General features: G+C 70.9%; 19 protein-coding genes and 1 tRNA gene. 10 read left to right on the top strand and 10 right to left on the bottom strand.

Going from position 1 to position 15,853, the window contains the following annotated elements; genetic code table 11:
* The first annotated feature begins 25 nt into the window (after positions 1-25).
* Complete coding sequence (locus ACZ31C_RS06125) at positions 26-601, top strand: dihydrofolate reductase family protein (RefSeq protein WP_465794435.1); 576 nt, start codon at positions 26-28, stop codon at positions 599-601.
* Positions 602-710: 109 nt separating this feature from the next.
* On the opposite strand, the gene ACZ31C_RS06120 is transcribed toward ACZ31C_RS06125, so the two are convergent.
* The 3 genes from ACZ31C_RS06120 to ACZ31C_RS06110 form a co-directional block, all read right to left on the bottom strand.
* Positions 711-1,442, bottom strand: a complete 732-nt coding sequence (locus ACZ31C_RS06120) for a helix-turn-helix domain-containing protein (RefSeq protein ID WP_465794434.1) — start codon at positions 1,440-1,442, stop codon at positions 711-713.
* 24 nt (positions 1,443-1,466) lie between these two features.
* Positions 1,467-1,934, bottom strand: a complete 468-nt coding sequence (locus ACZ31C_RS06115) for a MarR family transcriptional regulator (RefSeq protein WP_465794433.1) — start codon at positions 1,932-1,934, stop codon at positions 1,467-1,469.
* A 74-nt stretch (positions 1,935-2,008) separates the two neighbouring features.
* Complete coding sequence (locus ACZ31C_RS06110) at positions 2,009-3,505, bottom strand: alpha/beta hydrolase (RefSeq protein ID WP_465794432.1); 1,497 nt, start codon at positions 3,503-3,505, stop codon at positions 2,009-2,011.
* Positions 3,506-3,678: 173 nt separating this feature from the next.
* Here ACZ31C_RS06110 and ACZ31C_RS06105 point away from each other — a divergent pair, with 173 nt between their 5' ends.
* From ACZ31C_RS06105 to ACZ31C_RS06090, 4 genes are all read left to right on the top strand, one after another.
* Positions 3,679-3,861, top strand: coding sequence for a hypothetical protein (locus tag ACZ31C_RS06105; protein ID WP_465794431.1), 183 nt, complete (start codon positions 3,679-3,681; stop codon positions 3,859-3,861).
* Between the two features lie 120 nt (positions 3,862-3,981).
* Positions 3,982-4,170 (top strand): hypothetical protein, encoded by a 189-nt coding sequence (locus tag ACZ31C_RS06100; RefSeq protein ID WP_465794430.1) that lies wholly within the window; start codon positions 3,982-3,984, stop codon positions 4,168-4,170.
* A gap of 604 nt (positions 4,171-4,774) precedes the next feature.
* Positions 4,775-5,311, top strand: coding sequence for a zinc metalloprotease (locus ACZ31C_RS06095; protein ID WP_465794429.1), 537 nt, complete (start codon positions 4,775-4,777; stop codon positions 5,309-5,311).
* Between the two features lie 5 nt (positions 5,312-5,316).
* Positions 5,317-5,898, top strand: coding sequence for a hypothetical protein (locus tag ACZ31C_RS06090; RefSeq protein ID WP_396751793.1), 582 nt, complete (start codon positions 5,317-5,319; stop codon positions 5,896-5,898).
* Between the two features lie 42 nt (positions 5,899-5,940).
* Here ACZ31C_RS06090 and ACZ31C_RS06085 read toward each other — a convergent pair whose 3' ends face one another.
* The 6 genes from ACZ31C_RS06085 to ACZ31C_RS06060 all read right to left on the bottom strand — a co-directional run bounded on the left by ACZ31C_RS06085 (position 5,941) and on the right by ACZ31C_RS06060 (position 9,442).
* A complete protein-coding gene (locus ACZ31C_RS06085; RefSeq protein ID WP_465794428.1) occupies positions 5,941-6,645 on the bottom strand; it encodes a hypothetical protein in 705 nt (234 codons plus the stop codon).
* A gap of 10 nt (positions 6,646-6,655) precedes the next feature.
* The gene (locus ACZ31C_RS06080; protein ID WP_465794427.1) at positions 6,656-7,171 is read right to left on the bottom strand and encodes an RNA polymerase sigma factor; all 516 of its coding nucleotides are present in this window, start codon (positions 7,169-7,171) and stop codon (positions 6,656-6,658) included.
* Positions 7,172-7,405: 234 nt separating this feature from the next.
* Positions 7,406-7,478: transfer RNA gene (locus ACZ31C_RS06075), tRNA-Arg, on the bottom strand.
* Positions 7,479-7,647: 169 nt separating this feature from the next.
* A complete protein-coding gene (locus ACZ31C_RS06070; RefSeq protein WP_465794426.1) occupies positions 7,648-8,667 on the bottom strand; it encodes an alpha/beta hydrolase in 1,020 nt (339 codons plus the stop codon).
* 82 nt (positions 8,668-8,749) lie between these two features.
* Positions 8,750-8,956 (bottom strand): hypothetical protein, encoded by a 207-nt coding sequence (locus ACZ31C_RS06065; protein WP_350700231.1) that lies wholly within the window; start codon positions 8,954-8,956, stop codon positions 8,750-8,752.
* Between the two features lie 60 nt (positions 8,957-9,016).
* Positions 9,017-9,442 carry an HPF/RaiA family ribosome-associated protein gene (locus tag ACZ31C_RS06060; protein ID WP_350700232.1) on the bottom strand — a complete coding sequence of 142 codons (426 nt, stop codon included), beginning with the start codon at positions 9,440-9,442 and terminating at the stop codon, positions 9,017-9,019.
* A gap of 334 nt (positions 9,443-9,776) precedes the next feature.
* On the opposite strand from ACZ31C_RS06060, the gene ACZ31C_RS06055 reads away from it, so the two are divergent.
* From ACZ31C_RS06055 to ACZ31C_RS06045, 3 genes are all read left to right on the top strand, one after another.
* Positions 9,777-10,631, top strand: a complete 855-nt coding sequence (locus tag ACZ31C_RS06055; RefSeq protein WP_465794425.1) for a single-stranded DNA-binding protein — start codon at positions 9,777-9,779, stop codon at positions 10,629-10,631.
* Positions 10,632-10,703: 72 nt separating this feature from the next.
* Entirely contained in the window at positions 10,704-11,690 is a 987-nt protein-coding gene (locus ACZ31C_RS06050) for a cobalamin biosynthesis protein (protein ID WP_465794424.1), read from the top strand.
* Complete coding sequence (locus ACZ31C_RS06045; RefSeq protein ID WP_465794423.1) at positions 11,687-13,225, top strand: cobyric acid synthase; 1,539 nt, start codon at positions 11,687-11,689, stop codon at positions 13,223-13,225. The genes ACZ31C_RS06050 and ACZ31C_RS06045 overlap by 4 nt, the downstream gene beginning before the upstream one ends.
* Before the next feature lie 63 nt (positions 13,226-13,288).
* Here the strand turns inward: ACZ31C_RS06045 and ACZ31C_RS06040 are convergent, their stop codons facing one another.
* On the bottom strand, positions 13,289-13,690 hold the full coding sequence (locus ACZ31C_RS06040) for a rhodanese-like domain-containing protein (protein WP_350700279.1): 402 nt from the start codon (positions 13,688-13,690) through the stop codon (positions 13,289-13,291).
* A gap of 93 nt (positions 13,691-13,783) precedes the next feature.
* Between ACZ31C_RS06040 and ACZ31C_RS06035 the strand changes: the two genes are divergently transcribed.
* On the top strand, positions 13,784-14,443 hold the full coding sequence (locus tag ACZ31C_RS06035; RefSeq protein WP_465794422.1) for a uridine kinase family protein: 660 nt from the start codon (positions 13,784-13,786) through the stop codon (positions 14,441-14,443).
* Between the two features lie 11 nt (positions 14,444-14,454).
* The gene (locus ACZ31C_RS06030; RefSeq protein ID WP_465794990.1) at positions 14,455-15,810 is read left to right on the top strand and encodes a M20/M25/M40 family metallo-hydrolase; all 1,356 of its coding nucleotides are present in this window, start codon (positions 14,455-14,457) and stop codon (positions 15,808-15,810) included.
* Positions 15,811-15,853 lie beyond the last annotated feature (43 nt).

Here is a 15,853-nt window from a genome sequence, read left to right as displayed (position 1 = left end):
TACGAGGACCGAAGCGGAGACTGTGGTGACGCGCGAGCTTGTGTGGACCGGATTCATCTCGATCGACGGGATCGTCGACTCGCCTGGCGGGACTGTCGAAGGGCACCCCGCTGGGGGATGGGTGTTCCGGACGGCGTTCGACCCCGAGGCGTACTCGCTCAAGGGTGAGGAACTCGCGGAGACCGGCGCGCTGATGTTCGGACGCCGCAGCTACGAGGCGTTCGCCCCGATCTGGCCGCAGTCCGAGGACCACGCGGCCTACCGCGATTTGCCGAAGTACGTGGTGTCGTCGACGCTCGGTGCGGACGCGCTGGTCGGCGACTGGGGTGACCAGCACATCCTGCGGTCCACGGACGACGTCGCCGCGCTCAAGGAGACCGAGGGCGGGGCGATCTTCGTACACGGTAGCGCGGAACTCGCGCGCAGGCTGGCCGAGGCGGGCCTGGTCGACCGGTACCACCTCCTGGTCTTTCCGGTCCTGCTCGGCGACGGCAAGAGCGTGTTCCCCCGGCGCGAGCAGCGGGAGCAGCGGCTGGCGCTGCGTGAGTCCGCCGGCTACGGCAACGGTGTGCTCAAGGCCGTGTACGACGTCGTCCGCTAGGTCCGGCGGTCCGTGGACGCCGTCCGAGTGGCGCGCACGGTGCGGGGGCCGGGGTCAGTACCTGCCGGCCATCGTCACCCGGGAGACCTTGAAGAAGGGGTTGCACCCTTCACCGACGCGCGCCATCTGGCGTCGAGACACGACCTGGCGCGGGCAACGCGATCGCGCCGCCGGCACCGCTGCGGAGCTGACCGGCGGTACGCCCCACGTACCGTCGCAACGCCCGCGCGAGATGCGGCTCGTCGTAGTAGCCGAGCCGGTCCACGACGGTGCTGACCTGCGTACCCGCCGACAGCAGCTCTGCGGCGGCCCGAACGCGTCCGATCTGCTCGACGGTGCCCCGGGTGAGGCCGGTGGCGGCCCGGAACCGGCGCTCCACGGTCCGACTCGCGGTGGCCGGCAGCCGCCCGGCCACCGCCTCCTGCACCAGCGGGTCCCGGACGATGACGCCGCTGCGGACGAGCCGCGCCACCAGGGCCTCGGCGTCGTCGTCGACACGCGGCGTGTGCCAGCGTTCGCCGTCGAGCCAGAACCGCCCGGAGGTGGTGTCGGGCAGTTCGATCCCCGAGTTCAGCAGCGTCGACGTGGGTGCTGCCCGCAGCACGGTGCCGACCGCGAACTGGACGCCGACGAACCGGGCGTCCTGCGGTACGGGTGCCGAGACGGTGCGGTCCTCCGGGCCGACGACCGCCGCGAACGGCGTACCCCTGGACTCCCAGAACACCAGCCCCCAGGTCTCGCTGCCGACGGACGTCATCTGCGAGACCTGGGTGCTGTGACCGGTCCACACCGAGGAGATCCACGGTGAGTCCGACGAACGCGACGTGTTCACCAGTCCCACGGCGGCAACCCTACGACGTGGCTGTCAGTCCACCGCGCCGCCGGTGTTGCGGATCAACTGCCGGAGCACCTTGAGGGCCGCCACGTAGTCCGCGTCGTCGATGCCCTGGTGGATGCGGGCCCGGATCGACGGTCCGTGCTGCTTGAGGTTGACGCGCGCCTCCTCGCCCGCCTCGGTGATCCACAGCCGCCCGTCACCGTCCCGGGTCAGCCACCCGCGCTCCTGCAACACTCTCGCCTCGGCGTCCAGATCGTCCTCGGGACGCAGGTACGAACTCATCGCCTGTTCGAGTTCGGGCACCGTCATCCCGCTGCCGTCCGGCCGCAGGTCGTGCACGGAGAGGTTGCGTAGCAGCCAGAACTGCGGCTGCGTGAAGCCGAGCTCGACGTGCCGGGCACGGGTGAACGAGATCAGGGACTTGTACGCGACGCCCGTCCAGTAGGCGGCGGGCTGCGCGGCGAGTTCGGCGTCGGAGAGCTGTTCCGTCGTCATGGGTCTTCCTCCGAGTGGCGAACGGATGGAGAAGGAACGTAGAACCTCACGTCCGATTCAGGTCAAGACGCCGGTCACTGCTCTACGGCCGGGCACCGGGTGCCCTGCGGCGGCGTCTTGACGTGGATCAGGTACCGCGTGGTGGCGTCACCGACGCAGTCGCTGCCGAACGAGTAGACCCCGTGCCCCGCACCCTCGTAGGTCAGCAGGGTCGCACCCGACTGACGCGCCACGTTCCGAGCCCACTCGTGCGGCGTGACCGGGTCGTACCGACTGTTGAGCACCAGCACCGGCGGCACTCCCTTCCACCGCAGCGGCGCCTGCGGGTTGCGGACCTCGGTCGGCCAGCCCAGGCAGGCCATCGTGGAGCCCCACGCCTGGAGGTTGAGCTTCATCTCCGGTGCCACCCGGGCCAGCCGGTCCTGGTACGCCCGCAACTGGTCGACGTCCCGCACCGGCAACCTCCAGTCCTGGCAGAAGATGGCGAGGCTCGGATCCTCGACCGGCTCCTGCTCCGTCGTCGCCATCCGGGCCGTGGTGGGGCGGGCGGCGTCCGTCGTGGCGCCGGGCTCGCCCGCCGACAGGCCCGCCAGTCGCTCCGACAGTTGCGTCCAGTACGGGCCGAGGAACGTCCACTGGATGTCATCCAGCAGATCGGTCGGGCTCATCGTCTGCGAGCTGCCCGGGTCGACCAGCTCACCGCGTTCGGCCTTGGCGTACAGGTCCCGGAAGACCGTGCGGGCGTCCTGGCCGTGCAGCGCGCACTCGGTCGAGGTGCGGCACCACTCGACGTACCGGTCGAAGCTGTCCTGCGTCGCCTTCGTCTCGCTGCGCAGGAACTCCCAGGTGGTGGCCGCACTGTGGTCCATCGTGCTGTCGAGCACCATCGCCCGCACCCGCTGCGGGAACAGCGTGGCGTACTGCTGGCCCATCATCGTGGCGTACGAGTTGCCGTAGAAGGTCAGCTTCTTCTCGCCGAGCGCGGCCCGGATGGCGTCCATGTCACGCGCCACGGTCCGGCTGTCGAGGAAGTCCACGTGCGGGCCACTGTGCTCCCGGCAGCTCTCGCCGTACGCCCGGGTCCAGGCGCGCAGGCCGTCGAACTCCTCGGCGGTGGTGGGGAACAGCTTCGGCTCCGGGCCCTCCGGCACCTGACACCGGATCGGGTCGCTGCCGCCCACGCCTCGGGGATCGAAGCCGACCACATCGAAGCGGCGGCGTACCTCGTCACTGAAGCTGCCGCCGATGCCGCCCAGGATGGCGTCCTGCACCCCCGAGGCACCCGGTCCGCCGGGGTTGGTGAGGATCGTGCCGATCCGCGCGGTCGGATCCGTGGCGGCCCGACGGGTCAGCGCGATGTCGATCGTCGGCCCGTCCGGTTCGGACCAGTCGACGGGTACGGTCACGCTGCCGCACTCCGCCGCCGGCTCGTCGGCGCACGGCTCCCACGCGATGCCCGTTTCTGCGGCGGGCGCCTCGGTCCGTGGGTTCGCCTGGGCGGGTGTGATGCCGAGAGCCACCACGGTCGCCAGCGCGGCGGCCGCCGTACCGGTCAGCGTCTGTCGTCTCACGTCACAGCCTCCGTCTCTCGCGGTCCTCCCGTGCCCGCCGGAGTTCGACGATGGTCGGGCCGCTATACACACAGGCTATACACACAGTGTCTAATTCGCGATTCTAGATCAAAATGCCTGGTCAGCGACTCGGCCTGCGCGGCGCTCGGTGTCCAGTTGCTACGGTCACCACCATGGTCGGAGAGTCGACCGGGGCGCACTTCGACGCCGTCTATCGGGCGCTGCCCGGTTGCCTGCGGGGCCTCTGCGTCGTCAGGTCCGCCGCGCTCGGCGTCCCGGCCGGTCCAGCGCATGCCCCACTCCGCTTCGGCGAACCCGACGACACCAGTACGGCCGAGCAGCGCATCGATCTGTGACCGTCGACTCGCCAAGTCGCACCGCCAGTCCCTCAGGCTGTGCTGACCCGCCGGCACCTGCGTCGTCGGCATCCAGCGCTGAGTCAGAGTCGCAGCGGCTTCTCAGGCACGATCGGGGACATGAGCTTGCAGCGCCGATTCAACGCCAGCGAGAGGGCGCAGCACGTGCCGGTCCACTGCCCCGAGTGCGGAGAGCGAATGATGGCGAAGTGGACACAGGACACCAGAGGTGCCGACGAGCAGGACATGTGGACGGTACGCGAGGTCTGCACCTATCTGGGCTGCTCCCGTGGAAAGCACTCGCGATGATCTGCCTGGCTGATCATCCTCGTCGGGACGCTGCATCGCTCGATCCGGGATCGAGTGGCTATCGCGGCGCTTGGATACCACTCGATCCCGGATCGGGCATGATCTTGCGGCCGAGGTGCGAACTCGTGTTCGGTGTCGGGTGGTTGGTGAGCGCCGGCGTGACCAGGGCTTACGCCTTGCAGAGGCCCTGCTGGCGCTGTTCGGTCGCTCGTGATACTCTGACGATCAATTCAAGGCATTGACGTATGTAGCCTGAATTCTCAGCAACGATAGCGCGCTTGACGATCACGGGGGTTTTCGCATGCGCATCGATTTGGTGTATTTTCGTGACGCTCGGATCAGGCAAATGTGCCGAAAAGTGCGGCTCGCCGACCTGCGTTCCAGCTAACGCCACGCACCGCACCTGCCGGCGGGAAACATGGTCCCGTGTGCCGGTTGATGCTGCGCAGTAACTGCCAGGCGTCGTCCAGTTAGCGCCAGCTCGGCTTCTTTCAGCCTTCTTTAATGGCAAAAATCGCATGCCTCCGAACTCTTCGGACTGCTGCGTGGCTTCACCTTGCTCAATTCCACCCTTTGGGCGAACTCCAGCAGAGGAGTACAGACAGTGACAGTACCGCATGCGCCAAAACGGCTAGGAAAGGCGCTGGTCGTGCTGGGCCTGATAGCGGCCGGCGTCGCCGTTCCGGCTGTCCCGGCCCAGGCCGCCGACGGCTGCTCCAACGAAGGCTTGACCAGCGGATCGGTTGACGGTCGCGAGATCCGGTACACCCGATCGAGCAGGTACACCGGGGAGTTCACGGAGGCCCGCGACCTGTGGAACAGGCTCGGGCGGGTCAACATCGCGCCGGATACCGCCACCACCGTCAACGACCTGCACATCAGCGATGTCACCCGGAGCACGGTCACCTGGTCCGGCTACTGGCAGTCGTCGGCCGGCCAGGACGACATTTATTTGAACCTCCACTTCCTGACGAACTACAGCTGGGCAAACCGGCGCGGTGTGATCGGCCATGAAATCGGACACGCGTTACGCCTCGGCCACTTCGACAACCGGACAGCGCTGATGCACTGCTCCGACAATCGGACCACCACCGCCCCGGCGTCGCTGGACATCAACAAGTACAGAGAGATCTGGGGGTAAGTTCCGTGGCTAAGGCGAAGAAGTATTCCGCAGTCGCACTAGCGGTCGCCGCAGTTGCCGCTGGGGCATGGTTCACCGTTCCCTACGAGACGACTGCCATCCATGCCACGTACGCCGTCAGTCTCGACACTCCGCGATTAGCCGCAGGGTGGGCCGACGACATCTTCGTCGCTTCCATCGACTCCCAGGATTCGGCGGAGCGCGACTCCGATGATTTTCTCTGTACGCCTTTCGAGGTAACGGTCAAGGCGACGCTTCAGGGCAGCGTCAGTGGCCATGTCCGGGTCGTTCAAGAAGGTGGCGACGACCCGATCAGCCGGGAACGCGTCGTCTTCGACGGTGCCACCCCGCTGGAGCCGGGCAAGACCTACATTCTCGCGTCGCGCCTGTCGGGCAAGGACGGCTGGCATGTCGTACCGTCCAACTTCACCCCGGTCGAGGTTCCGTCCGGCGCCGCTGCGGAAGCGGTAGTGGCCGAGTGGAAGAGGGCGGTCGCCGCGCCTGAGTCGCAGGATTCCGTGTTCCCGTCCGACGTCGACAGGGCCGCCAACCCGGTCTCGCTCTACCAGTCAGCTCAGATCGACTGAGCGACGGCGGCGGCGCAGTGCAGGACACTGCGCCGCCGCCACTCACTCGTCGGCGCAGTCCGTCGAATCGATCGAACGTGAGTCGGGCAGCGCTTGCGCCATCCAGGCCCACTCCGAGTCGATGTCCGCGCCGGTGACGAGGTCGACATCGCCCTTGGCCGCGTCGTGAACCACTACCAGGGCCGGCTGACCCGTGACCGGTTCAGTGCTCGATCCACCGACGGCCAACTCTGCATCACCGACCGTGAGGACTGCCGGCCCGTTCTCCGGCTTCAGGTAGCGCACCGAGTCAAGCGTCACCGTGAACCGGTCGCCCGTACGGCTCACCGACGCCACACTTCCCACCGCGATGGTTTCGGCACACGCCACGACACCCGGAAGGCTCCGGCTCGCCGACGTGTCAGCCGGGTCGGATGCCCTCAGCGCGTAGCCGCCGACCAGAGCCACACCCAGGACGCCCGCCGCGGTGGCGAGCACCCATGACCGTGTCGACATCCGCCTGGCCGGAGGCCGGTCGGGCCCGTGGTTCGTCGGGGCCGCAATGAGCGGGGTACGCGAGTCCGCCACCGCGGCGGGCGTCGCCGCAGCGAGTTCGGTGCCGAGTGCTGCCATGCCACGCCGTAACGCGTCCACGGCTGCCGTCGCCTCGGCCAGTTCGTCGGTGCCCGCAATCGCATCAGCCGGCTGCTCGCCGGTGACGGCGGACATCAGCGCATCGTCGCGATGGGAGTTGTCACCGCTCTCCACCCGAGACATCTCACACCACTCCCTTCGCGCTCAACCTGGCCCGCATCCGACCGACCGCCGCATGCAGCCGACTCTTCACTGTTCCCGATGCGACGCCGAGCACGTCGGCGATCTGCGGCACGGTCAGATCGACATAGAACCGCAGCACCAGAAGTTGGCGCTGGTCCGCTGGAAGCTCGTCGAGTTCCCCGGCCACCACCATCGCGAGATCGCGGTCCGGGTCGGGCAGCGTGTCGGCGACGGCAGGCGCCCGAAGCGCCACGAGCCGCTGGCGTAGCTGTTCATGGCGTCGCCGACGACGGTGCCAGTCGACGGCGACCCGCGACGCGACGACAGCCGTCCAGGCGGCTGAGTTGTTTATCGTCTCCGCCGACGATTGCTCCAGGAGCTTGAGCCGGACCTGCTGCATCGCATCATCCAGGTCCTGCCATGGCACACCGCCCATGCTCAGCACGGCTCGGACCCGCCTGACGTCGATGCCCGATGACGGGTCTTCCTCCAGTGATCTGCGCACCGGCGGCCTCATCGGCACTCCCTCCCGTTGCCCTCCAGGACCTGGACGCAGAACCCCCCGGCATCGTTCACCCACCGGTAGCGTCTCAGGGCGCCGGTGGTGGTCGCCAGCGTCCGGCCGGCTGCGCTCACGGGGTGGGTCAGGTAAGCCTCGGCCTTGGCGCCAGCGACGTAGGTAGGACAGCGGGTGCCGGGTGAGCGGGGGACCGAGGGGCGGCGACAAGCCGTTGAGCAGTGCGAACAGAGGTGCGCCCGGCAGGATTCGAACCTGCGGCCTTGGGATTAGAAGTCCCCTGCTCTATCCGCTGAGCTACGGGCGCGCTGTGGTATCGCGCGAGAAGGGTACCGCCGCACCGGCCCGGCGCGACGGAACGGGTGCCCGGTCAGCGTCGCACGCGCCATGGACGCCGCGCACCTGCGAATCCACGGCCTCAGCGGACCCAGGCGGACCGGTGGCCCACGGACCGGTGGCTCAGGCGGGCCTGTGGATCAGGGGGCGGCGTGCGAGGAGGACTCACTGTCGGCCGGGCGGCGTGGGGCCGGTGGGGGAGGGGGCGTCGGTCCGGCGTCGAGGAAGGCGTCCGCCCAGCGGCCGACCTCGGTGAGGACCTTGTCGCGTACGGCGGGGCCGGACAGGGTCAGGTCGTGCAGGCCGCCGTCGAACCGGGCGAGCGTGACGTGCTGGCCGAGGCGGGGTGCCCAGCGGACCATGTGTTCGACGTCGAGGACGGCGTCGGCGAGGGTCGCCGAATCGTGCCACTTGACGCCCCGAAACGAGCGGGTCGAGCAGGCCAGCAGCACCGGCACCGGGATGTCGAGCCCGGCGCGCAGGCGTCGTTGGCCGGTGCGGACGGCGTTCAGCCAGCCGGCCCGGACCGGGAATCCGGCGAGCGGCTTCCAGGCCAGGTCGTAGCTCCATTCGCCGCGATGGTCGGCGTGGATGCTCTCGCCGTACACGGTGCCGAGGCCGAAGGGGAGGACGCGGTGGGGTGCCCGACGGCCCAGGCGCGCGACGGCGGCCGCGAGGGGTCGACGCACGACCCAGGGGGCGTTGAGGTCGAAGAAGGGGCTGTTCAGGAAGATGCCGTCGACCAGCCCGGTGTCGCGGCGGGCGTCTGCCCAGAGCGAGATGATCAGCCCGCCGGTGGAGTGACCCATGGCCAGCAGCGTGTCGTGTTCGTCCTCGGTACGGATGATCTGGGCGGCGGCGTCCAGTTCCGGGAAGTAGTCGGCGAGGTCGCGGCAGAAGTTCGCGGTCTGGTGGGGGAGCAGGCTGCGGCCGTACTTGCGCAGGTCGAGCGCGTAGAAGTCCCAGCCCCGGGCGGCGAAGTAGTCGGCCACGTGGGTCTGGAAGAAGTAGTCGACGAAGCCGTGCACGTAGAGCACCGCGCGCCCGGTGGGTCGCTCGGCCCGGCGGCGGACCAGGGTGGCGACCACCGGTCCCTCGTCGTCGCGGCCAAGGTCGATGGTGTGCCGCTCGTAGGGCGGGCCCAGCACGTCGGGTTCCACGCAACCGACGGTACGCCGGGAAGCTACCGCACGGTAGTAGCCCCCGTCCGGCATTGGACGAGGGCTACTACCGTGCGGCAGGTCAGTCGCCGTGGGCGTCGCGGTCGGTCGGCTCGTGCGAGGTCGCGGCCCGCCCACGATCCGGCCCGTACGGCGAGATCTGGTCCACCGGGACCGTCCGGTGCTCCTGCTTGGTCGCGGAGCCACCCCCCGGGATCGGTCCGTCGCTGTCCTGGACCAGCCGGGTCTCGCCGCTGCGGCGCATCTCCGGTTGCTGCACGTTGGGCATGCCGTTCACCTCTCCCTGTTCAGCGCCGCCGGCCGGACGCGTGCCCGGCCGGCGACACGGTCACCTCTCGTCGGTCTTCGTCCCGGCGGTGGCCAGTTCCTCGGCCAACTCCTCGACCGGGGTCGGCTCGCCGGGCGGGGTGGTGACCCGCAGGTGCTTGTTGTTGCGCGGCTCCTGGCGGGTCTTGGAGTCGTTGAGCTTGCGGCGCAGGTCGTCACGGGCGTCGTTGAGCGCCGCACGCAGATCCTCCTCGGAGGAGGTGGTGACGATCTTCTGCCGACCGGCGATCCAGCACTCCAGCGTGACCCGCTGGCCCTTGGCCTCCCGGTCCTTGACCGAGAGTTCGAGTTCGGTGGAGTCGGCGTGGAAGCCGGCCAGACGGGCGTCGAGCGTGGCGAACTGGGTCACGATCCAGTCGCGGTCGGCCTGCGAGAAGCCGGCGCCCATTCGCAGACACTTTTCCACGGTGGCCGGGTTCTCGCTCATCGCTGCACCTGACCAGGGACGCGGGCGGAACAAGCGATGGTCATCATCATGATCGCTGACCTTTCGTTCGACGTCGCAGGTGCGGTTGGCGATTTCCTACCCAGGCGGACCGCTCCGGAACCTGACGGTTTCCTGTGCGAATCGATCGTCCGCCGCCGGACGCGGGCCGGGCAGGGTCGGTCGGCCTAGCACACCGGGCCCTTGATCAGGCGTTCGTCCACAGGCCGCCAGGTTGTCCACAGGTACGACCGGAGGGGCTGCCCGAGTCAGTCGACGGGCCGGAGGCTGGGCGGCGAGTCGGTACCAGCCGACCCGGATCTCCGCTGGAGGAACGATGTTCGATACCTACGTGACGATCGTCGGGAACGTCCTGACGGCCCCCGAGTGGCGTCGCACCACGCAGAGCAACACCCTGGTGGCCAACTTCAAGGTCGCCTCCACCGCCCGCCGCCTCGACCGGGACAGCGGGCGCTGGGTGGACGGCAACAGCCTGCGGGTACGCGTCAACTGCTGGCGGAAGCTCGCCGAGGGGGTCGCGTCTTCGGTGATGGTCGGTGACCCGGTGGTCGTCTGCGGTCGCCTCTACACCCGTGACTGGACCGACGACGCCGGCAACCACCGCACCCTCTACGAGCTGGAGGCCGTGGCGGTGGGTCACGACCTGTCCCGGGGGCGTGGGCGCTTCCTGCGCAACAAGCCGAACCTGGCGACCAGCACCATCTCGGACGCCGAGGCCGAGCAGCGGGTGCACGGCGAGCTGACCGAGGCCGTCTCGGACGACGACGCGCCCGCCCTGCCCGAGGACGGGGCGCTGGACGACGACTTCGAGCTGTCCGAGTACGTCCCGGCGGGCACCGGCTACCCGCAGCGCCTGGGCGAGACCGACCCCTTCGACGACCTCTCCGGCACGGGCGACATCGCCGGGGCGGACGGCATCTCCGGCACGGGCGACTTCCGGATCACGGGCGGCCTCACGGGCGACCTCCCGAGCACGGGCGGCTTCTCGGCTACGGGCGATCTCCCGGGCCCGGGTGACGGCACGCCGGGTGGGCCCGAGTCGGGCGAGCGGGGCGGTGACGCCGAGGAGCCCACCACGGCCTCGGCGGACGCATCGGCGGAGTCCGGCACCGGCGCGACGGTGACCGGGCGGGGCCGGCGTGGGCGGGGCCGAACGCCGCAGCCCGTCTGACCTGGGCGGCTCGGTCGAGCGGCGGCTCCGGTGGCCGGGCTCGGCTAGGCTGGCCGGCCGGAGGTGGTGCGGGTGCGGCATGCGGGTGCAGTGGCGAACGCGGCGGGACTCGTCGCCGGGTACGCGTTGGACGCGTACTTCGGTGACCCACGTCGTGGCCACCCCGTCGCCGGTTTCGGCCGGGCTGCTGCCGCCCTGGAACGTCGGCTCTACCGGCCCGACCGGCTGGCCGGTGGCACCCACACCGCGCTGAGTGTCGGCGGGCCGGTGCTGGCCGGGGCCGCCCTCGCGTACGCGACCCGGCGGCAGCCGCTGGCCCGCGCGGCACTGGTCGCCGCCGGCACGTTCGCGGTGCTGGGCGGGCAGAGCCTGCGGCACGAGGCGAAGACCATGGGACGTGCGCTGCGCGGTGGCGACCTGCCGGCCGCCCGGGCGCGGCTCGGACACCTGTGTGGTCGGGACCCGTCGACCCTCGACGAGTCGGAGTTGGCCCGGGCCACGGTCGAGTCGGTGGCCGAGAACACCTCGGACGCGGTGGTCGCCCCGCTGTTCTGGGGCGCGGTGGCCGGGCTGCCGGGCCTGCTCGGCTACCGGGCGGTGAACACCCTCGACGCGATGGTCGGCCACCGCAACGCGCGTTACGCCCGGTTCGGCACCCCGGCCGCCCGGCTCGACGACCTGCTGAACCTGGTGCCGGCCCGGCTGACCGGCCTGCTGACCGTCGCGCTGGCACCGGCCGGCAAGGGTGACCGGGAGCGCGCCTGGCGGGTGTGGCGTCGGGACCGCGACGACCACCCGAGCCCCAACGCCGGGCAGTGCGAGGCGGCGATGGCCGGTGCGTTGGGTGTGCGGCTCGGCGGGCGCAACGTCTACTTCGGCCGGTCCGAGGTGCGGCCGTTCCTCGGTGACGGTCCCCGTCCCGAGGCCCGGCACCTGCCTCGGGCCGCCCGGATCTCCGGTGCGGTCGGCCTGGCCGCGCTCGGCCTCGCGGCGGTGTACCCGGTGACCGTCGGCCGGCTGGTCGGCGCGGTGGCCCGACGCCTCGCGGGCGCGCGGTGAGCGGTGGCCTGCTGGTCGCCGGGACCACCTCCGACGCCGGCAAGAGCGTGCTCACCGCCGGCATCTGCCGTTGGTTGCACCGCGAGGGCGTCCGGGTGGCGCCGTTCAAGGCACAGAACATGTCCAACAACTCCGCCGTGGTCGTCGGGCCGGACGGCCGGGGCGGCGAGATCGGGCGGGCGCAGGCGATGCAGGCGGCGGCCTGCGGGCTCGCCCCGGACCTGCGGTTCAATCCGGTGCTGCTCAAGCCGGGCAGCGACCTGAGCAGTCAGGTGGTGCTGCTGGGCGAGGCGGTCGACACGATGACCGCCGGTTCGTTCCGGACCCTGCGTCCCCGGTTGTCCGAGACCGCGTACGCGGCGCTGGCCGAGTTGCGATCGGCGTACGACGTGGTGATCTGCGAGGGGGCGGGCAGCCCGGCGGAGATCAACCTGCGCGACGGCGACTACGTCAACATGGGGCTGGCCCGGCACGCCGGCTTCCCGACGATCGTGGTCGGTGACATCGACCGGGGTGGCGTGTTCGCCGCCATGTTCGGCACGCTGGCCCTGCTCGAACCGGCCGACCAGGCCCTGATCGCCGGGTTCGTGGTCAACAAGTTCCGGGGCGACCTCGGCCTGCTGGCTCCCGGGCTGGACTCGCTGCGGCAGCTCACCGGCCGCCCGACGTACGGCGTCCTGCCCTGGGCGCTGGACCTGTGGCTGGACGCCGAGGACTCGCTCGCCTACGGCCGGGTGCTCGGCCGTCCGGCCGCCCCGCACGGCACCGAGTGGCTCGACGTGGCGGTGGTGCGGCTGCCCCGGATCAGCAACGCCACCGACGTGGAGGCGCTCGCCACCGAGCCCGGCGTGAGGGTCCGGCTGACCGTCGAACCGGCCGAGCTGGCCGCCGCCGACCTGGTCGTGCTGCCCGGCTCCAAGTCGACCGTGGCCGACCTGGCCTGGCTGCGCGAGACCGGCCTCGCCGACGCGGTCACCGCCCACGTCGCGGCCGGTCGACCGCTGCTCGGCATCTGCGGCGGCTTCCAGATGCTTGCCCGGGCCATCCACGACCCAGTGGAGAGCCGCCGGGGCAGCGTCGACGGCCTCGGGCTGCTGCCCATCGAGATCACCTTCGACCCGCGCAAGACCGTCCGCCAGGCGGCCGGCACCGCCGCCGGAGAGCTACCGGTCCGGGGCTACGAGATCCACCACGGGTACGTCTCGGCCACCGACCCGGAGTCGACGCCGCTGCTGCACGACGCCGCCGGTGCCGGCGAGGGCATGGTGTCCGGGGTCGTGCACGGTACGCACTGGCACGGCACCTTCGAGTCTGACGAGTTCCGCCGCTGGTTCCTCGACCGGGCCGCTCGCCTGGCCGGCCGGACCGGCTTCCGGGTCGCCCCGGACACCTCCTTCGCCGCTGCCCGTGAACGCACCCTCGACCTGCTCGGCGACCTGGTCGAAGAACACCTCGACACCGCCGCCCTGCGTCGGCTCGTCGAGTCCGGGCCCCCCGCCGACCTGCCCTTCATCCCGCCCGGCGTACCCGGCTAGCCGCCGCCTGCACCAGCCGAGGCGGGGCCGTCGCCCGGCGTCAGCGTCTCGCGCCGCCCGGCCTCAGTAGCGGACGTCGGCGGGCTGGTCGGAGAAGGCCATGCCGGCCGAGCGCCACGCCTCCACACCGCCGATCATGTCGGTCGCCTTGTGTAGCCCGAGCGCGCGCAGGCTGGCCGCCGCCAGGCTGGAGCTGTAACCCTGGCGGCACACCACGACGACCTCCATGTCGTAGTTGGTGGCCTCGGGGATCCGCCAGTCGCTGGCCGGGTCGAGCCGCCATTCCAGGACGGTCCGGTCGATCACGATGACGCCGGGCAGGTCGCCCTGTTCCCGCCGCTGCCCGTCGGTGCGGGTGTCGATCACGAGGGCACCCCGGGCGGCGGCCTGCACCGTCTCCTGTGGGGTCAGCCGGGTCATGCCCGAACGGGCCTGCTCCAGCAACGCCTCGACGCCGGGACTCATCACGGAATGGGACACGCCACGATCATGCCGTGCGGCTTCTCGACAGGCGGTCCGAAGCGGTGTGGGACAACCCGATCGGTAACGTCGGTCTCCGTGGTGGTGGTCTTCGAGTCGTACGCCGGACTGGCAGGGCGGGTGCTGGCGGCACCGGCCCGGTTGGGGCGTACCCGGTTGGTGGCCGTGGACGGGCCGAGCGGGGCGGGCAAGACGCTGTTCGCCGCGCGCTTGGCCGATGCCCTCGGCGGCATCGGGCCGGAGGCGGTGCGACCGCCGGTGGTGCACACCGACGATCTGCTCGACGGGTGGGACGACCAGCTCACCTTCTGGACGCGACTGGAGCGCGACGTGTTGCGGCCGCTGCGGTCCGGCCGGGCCGGGTCGTACCGGTGCTACGACTGGGTACGCCGGTGTTTCCGGCCCGAGCCGGTGTCGGTGTCGGTGTCGCCGGTGCTGATCGTCGAGGGGGTCAGCACGTCCCGGGCCGCCGCCGGTCCGGACCTGACGTTGGCCGTCTTCGTCACCGCCCCGCAGTCGTTGCGGCTGGCCCGGGCAGTGGCGCGCGACGGCCCGGGGATCCTGCCGGAGCTGCGCCGGTGGCACGACACCGAGCAGGCGCACTTCGCCGCCGACGACACGCAGGTACGGGCCGACCTGGTGGTCGACGGTGACCCCGGGTTGCCGCACGATGACCGTCACTACTATCTGGCTCGGCCGGGAACCGCAGGTCGGGGCGGCATACCATGCCGGTCATGACCACACCGATCATGACCGAGTCCGAGTTGCGGGAGGCCGTGACCCGGGAACTGCCCGGCGTCCGGGCCGACCTGGAACGCCTCGTCCGTATCCCGGGCATCGCCTTCGAGGGATTCGACCACTCGCACGTGGAGCGCTCCGCCGAGGCGGTGGCCGAGCTGCTGCGCGGCTGCGGTCTCGACGTCGAGATCGTGCGCGCCGACGGCCAGCCCGCGGTGATCGGCCGCAGGGCCGCCCCGCCCGGCGCGCCCACCGTCATGCTCTACGCCCACCACGACGTGCAGCCGGTCGGGGACCGGGCGCTGTGGGAGTCCGACCCGTTCGAGCCGGTCGAGCGGGACGGCCGGCTCTACGGCCGGGGTGCCGCCGACGACAAGGCCGGCATCATGGCGCACGTCGCCGCGTTGCGGGCCTTCGGCGACCGCCTGCCCGTGGGCGTGGTGCTGTTCGTCGAGGGGGAGGAGGAGTACGGCTCCGACTCGCTGGAGCAGTTGCTCGCCGACCACCGCGAGAAGATCGCCTCGGACGTCATCGTGATCGCCGACTCGACCAACTGGGACGTCGGTGTACCGGCGCTGACCACCTCGCTGCGCGGCGTCGTCAACTGCTTCGTCGAGGTACGCACCCTGCACCACGCGGTGCACAGCGGGATGTTCGGCGGTGCCGTGCCGGACGCGCTCACCACGCTGGTCCGGCTGCTGGCCACTCTGCACGACGACGCCGGGAACGTGGCGGTGGAGGGGTTGGTCGGTCGGGACGAAGCGATCGTCGACTACCCCGAGGACCGGTTCCGGGCCGAGGCGGGGCTCGCCGAGGGCGTACGCCTGATCGGCTCCGGCCGGATCACCGACCGGCTCTGGACCCGGCCCGCGCTGGCCGTGCTCGGCATCGACGCCCCGGCCACCGCCGAGGCGCCGAACGCGTTGGTGCCGGCGGCCAAGGCCAAGCTGAGCCTCCGGCTGGCGCCGGGCGACGAGCCGAAGCAGGCGTACCTCGCGCTGCGCGACCACCTGGAGCGGTACGCGCCATGGGGTGCGCAGGTCGACGTCACCTTCGAGCACGACGGCGCGCCCTGCGTCATCGACGCCTCCGGCCCGGTCTTCGACGCGGCCCGCGCGGCTTTCCGCGCCGCGTGGGACGGCACCGACCCGGTGGACATCGGCGTCGGCGGGTCGATCCCGTTCATCGCCACCTTCCAGGAGATGTTCCCGCAGGCGGCGATCCTGGTGACCGGGGTGGAGGACCCGCACGCGCGGGCGCACGGGCCGAACGAGAGCCTGCACCTGGGCGAGTTCGCCCGGGTCTGCCTGGCCGAGGCGTTGTTGCTGGCCAAGGTGGCCGAGGCGGGCACGGCCCCAACTCGGTAACTTCGCGCGAATGGTGGCTGTTTCCGGCGTGTCGGACGCGCGG

It is taken from the genome of Micromonospora sp. NPDC023869 (genome assembly GCF_055559695.1).
The sequence above is the reverse complement of the archived record's forward strand: the minus strand, read 5'-3'. Positions and strand labels throughout refer to the sequence as shown.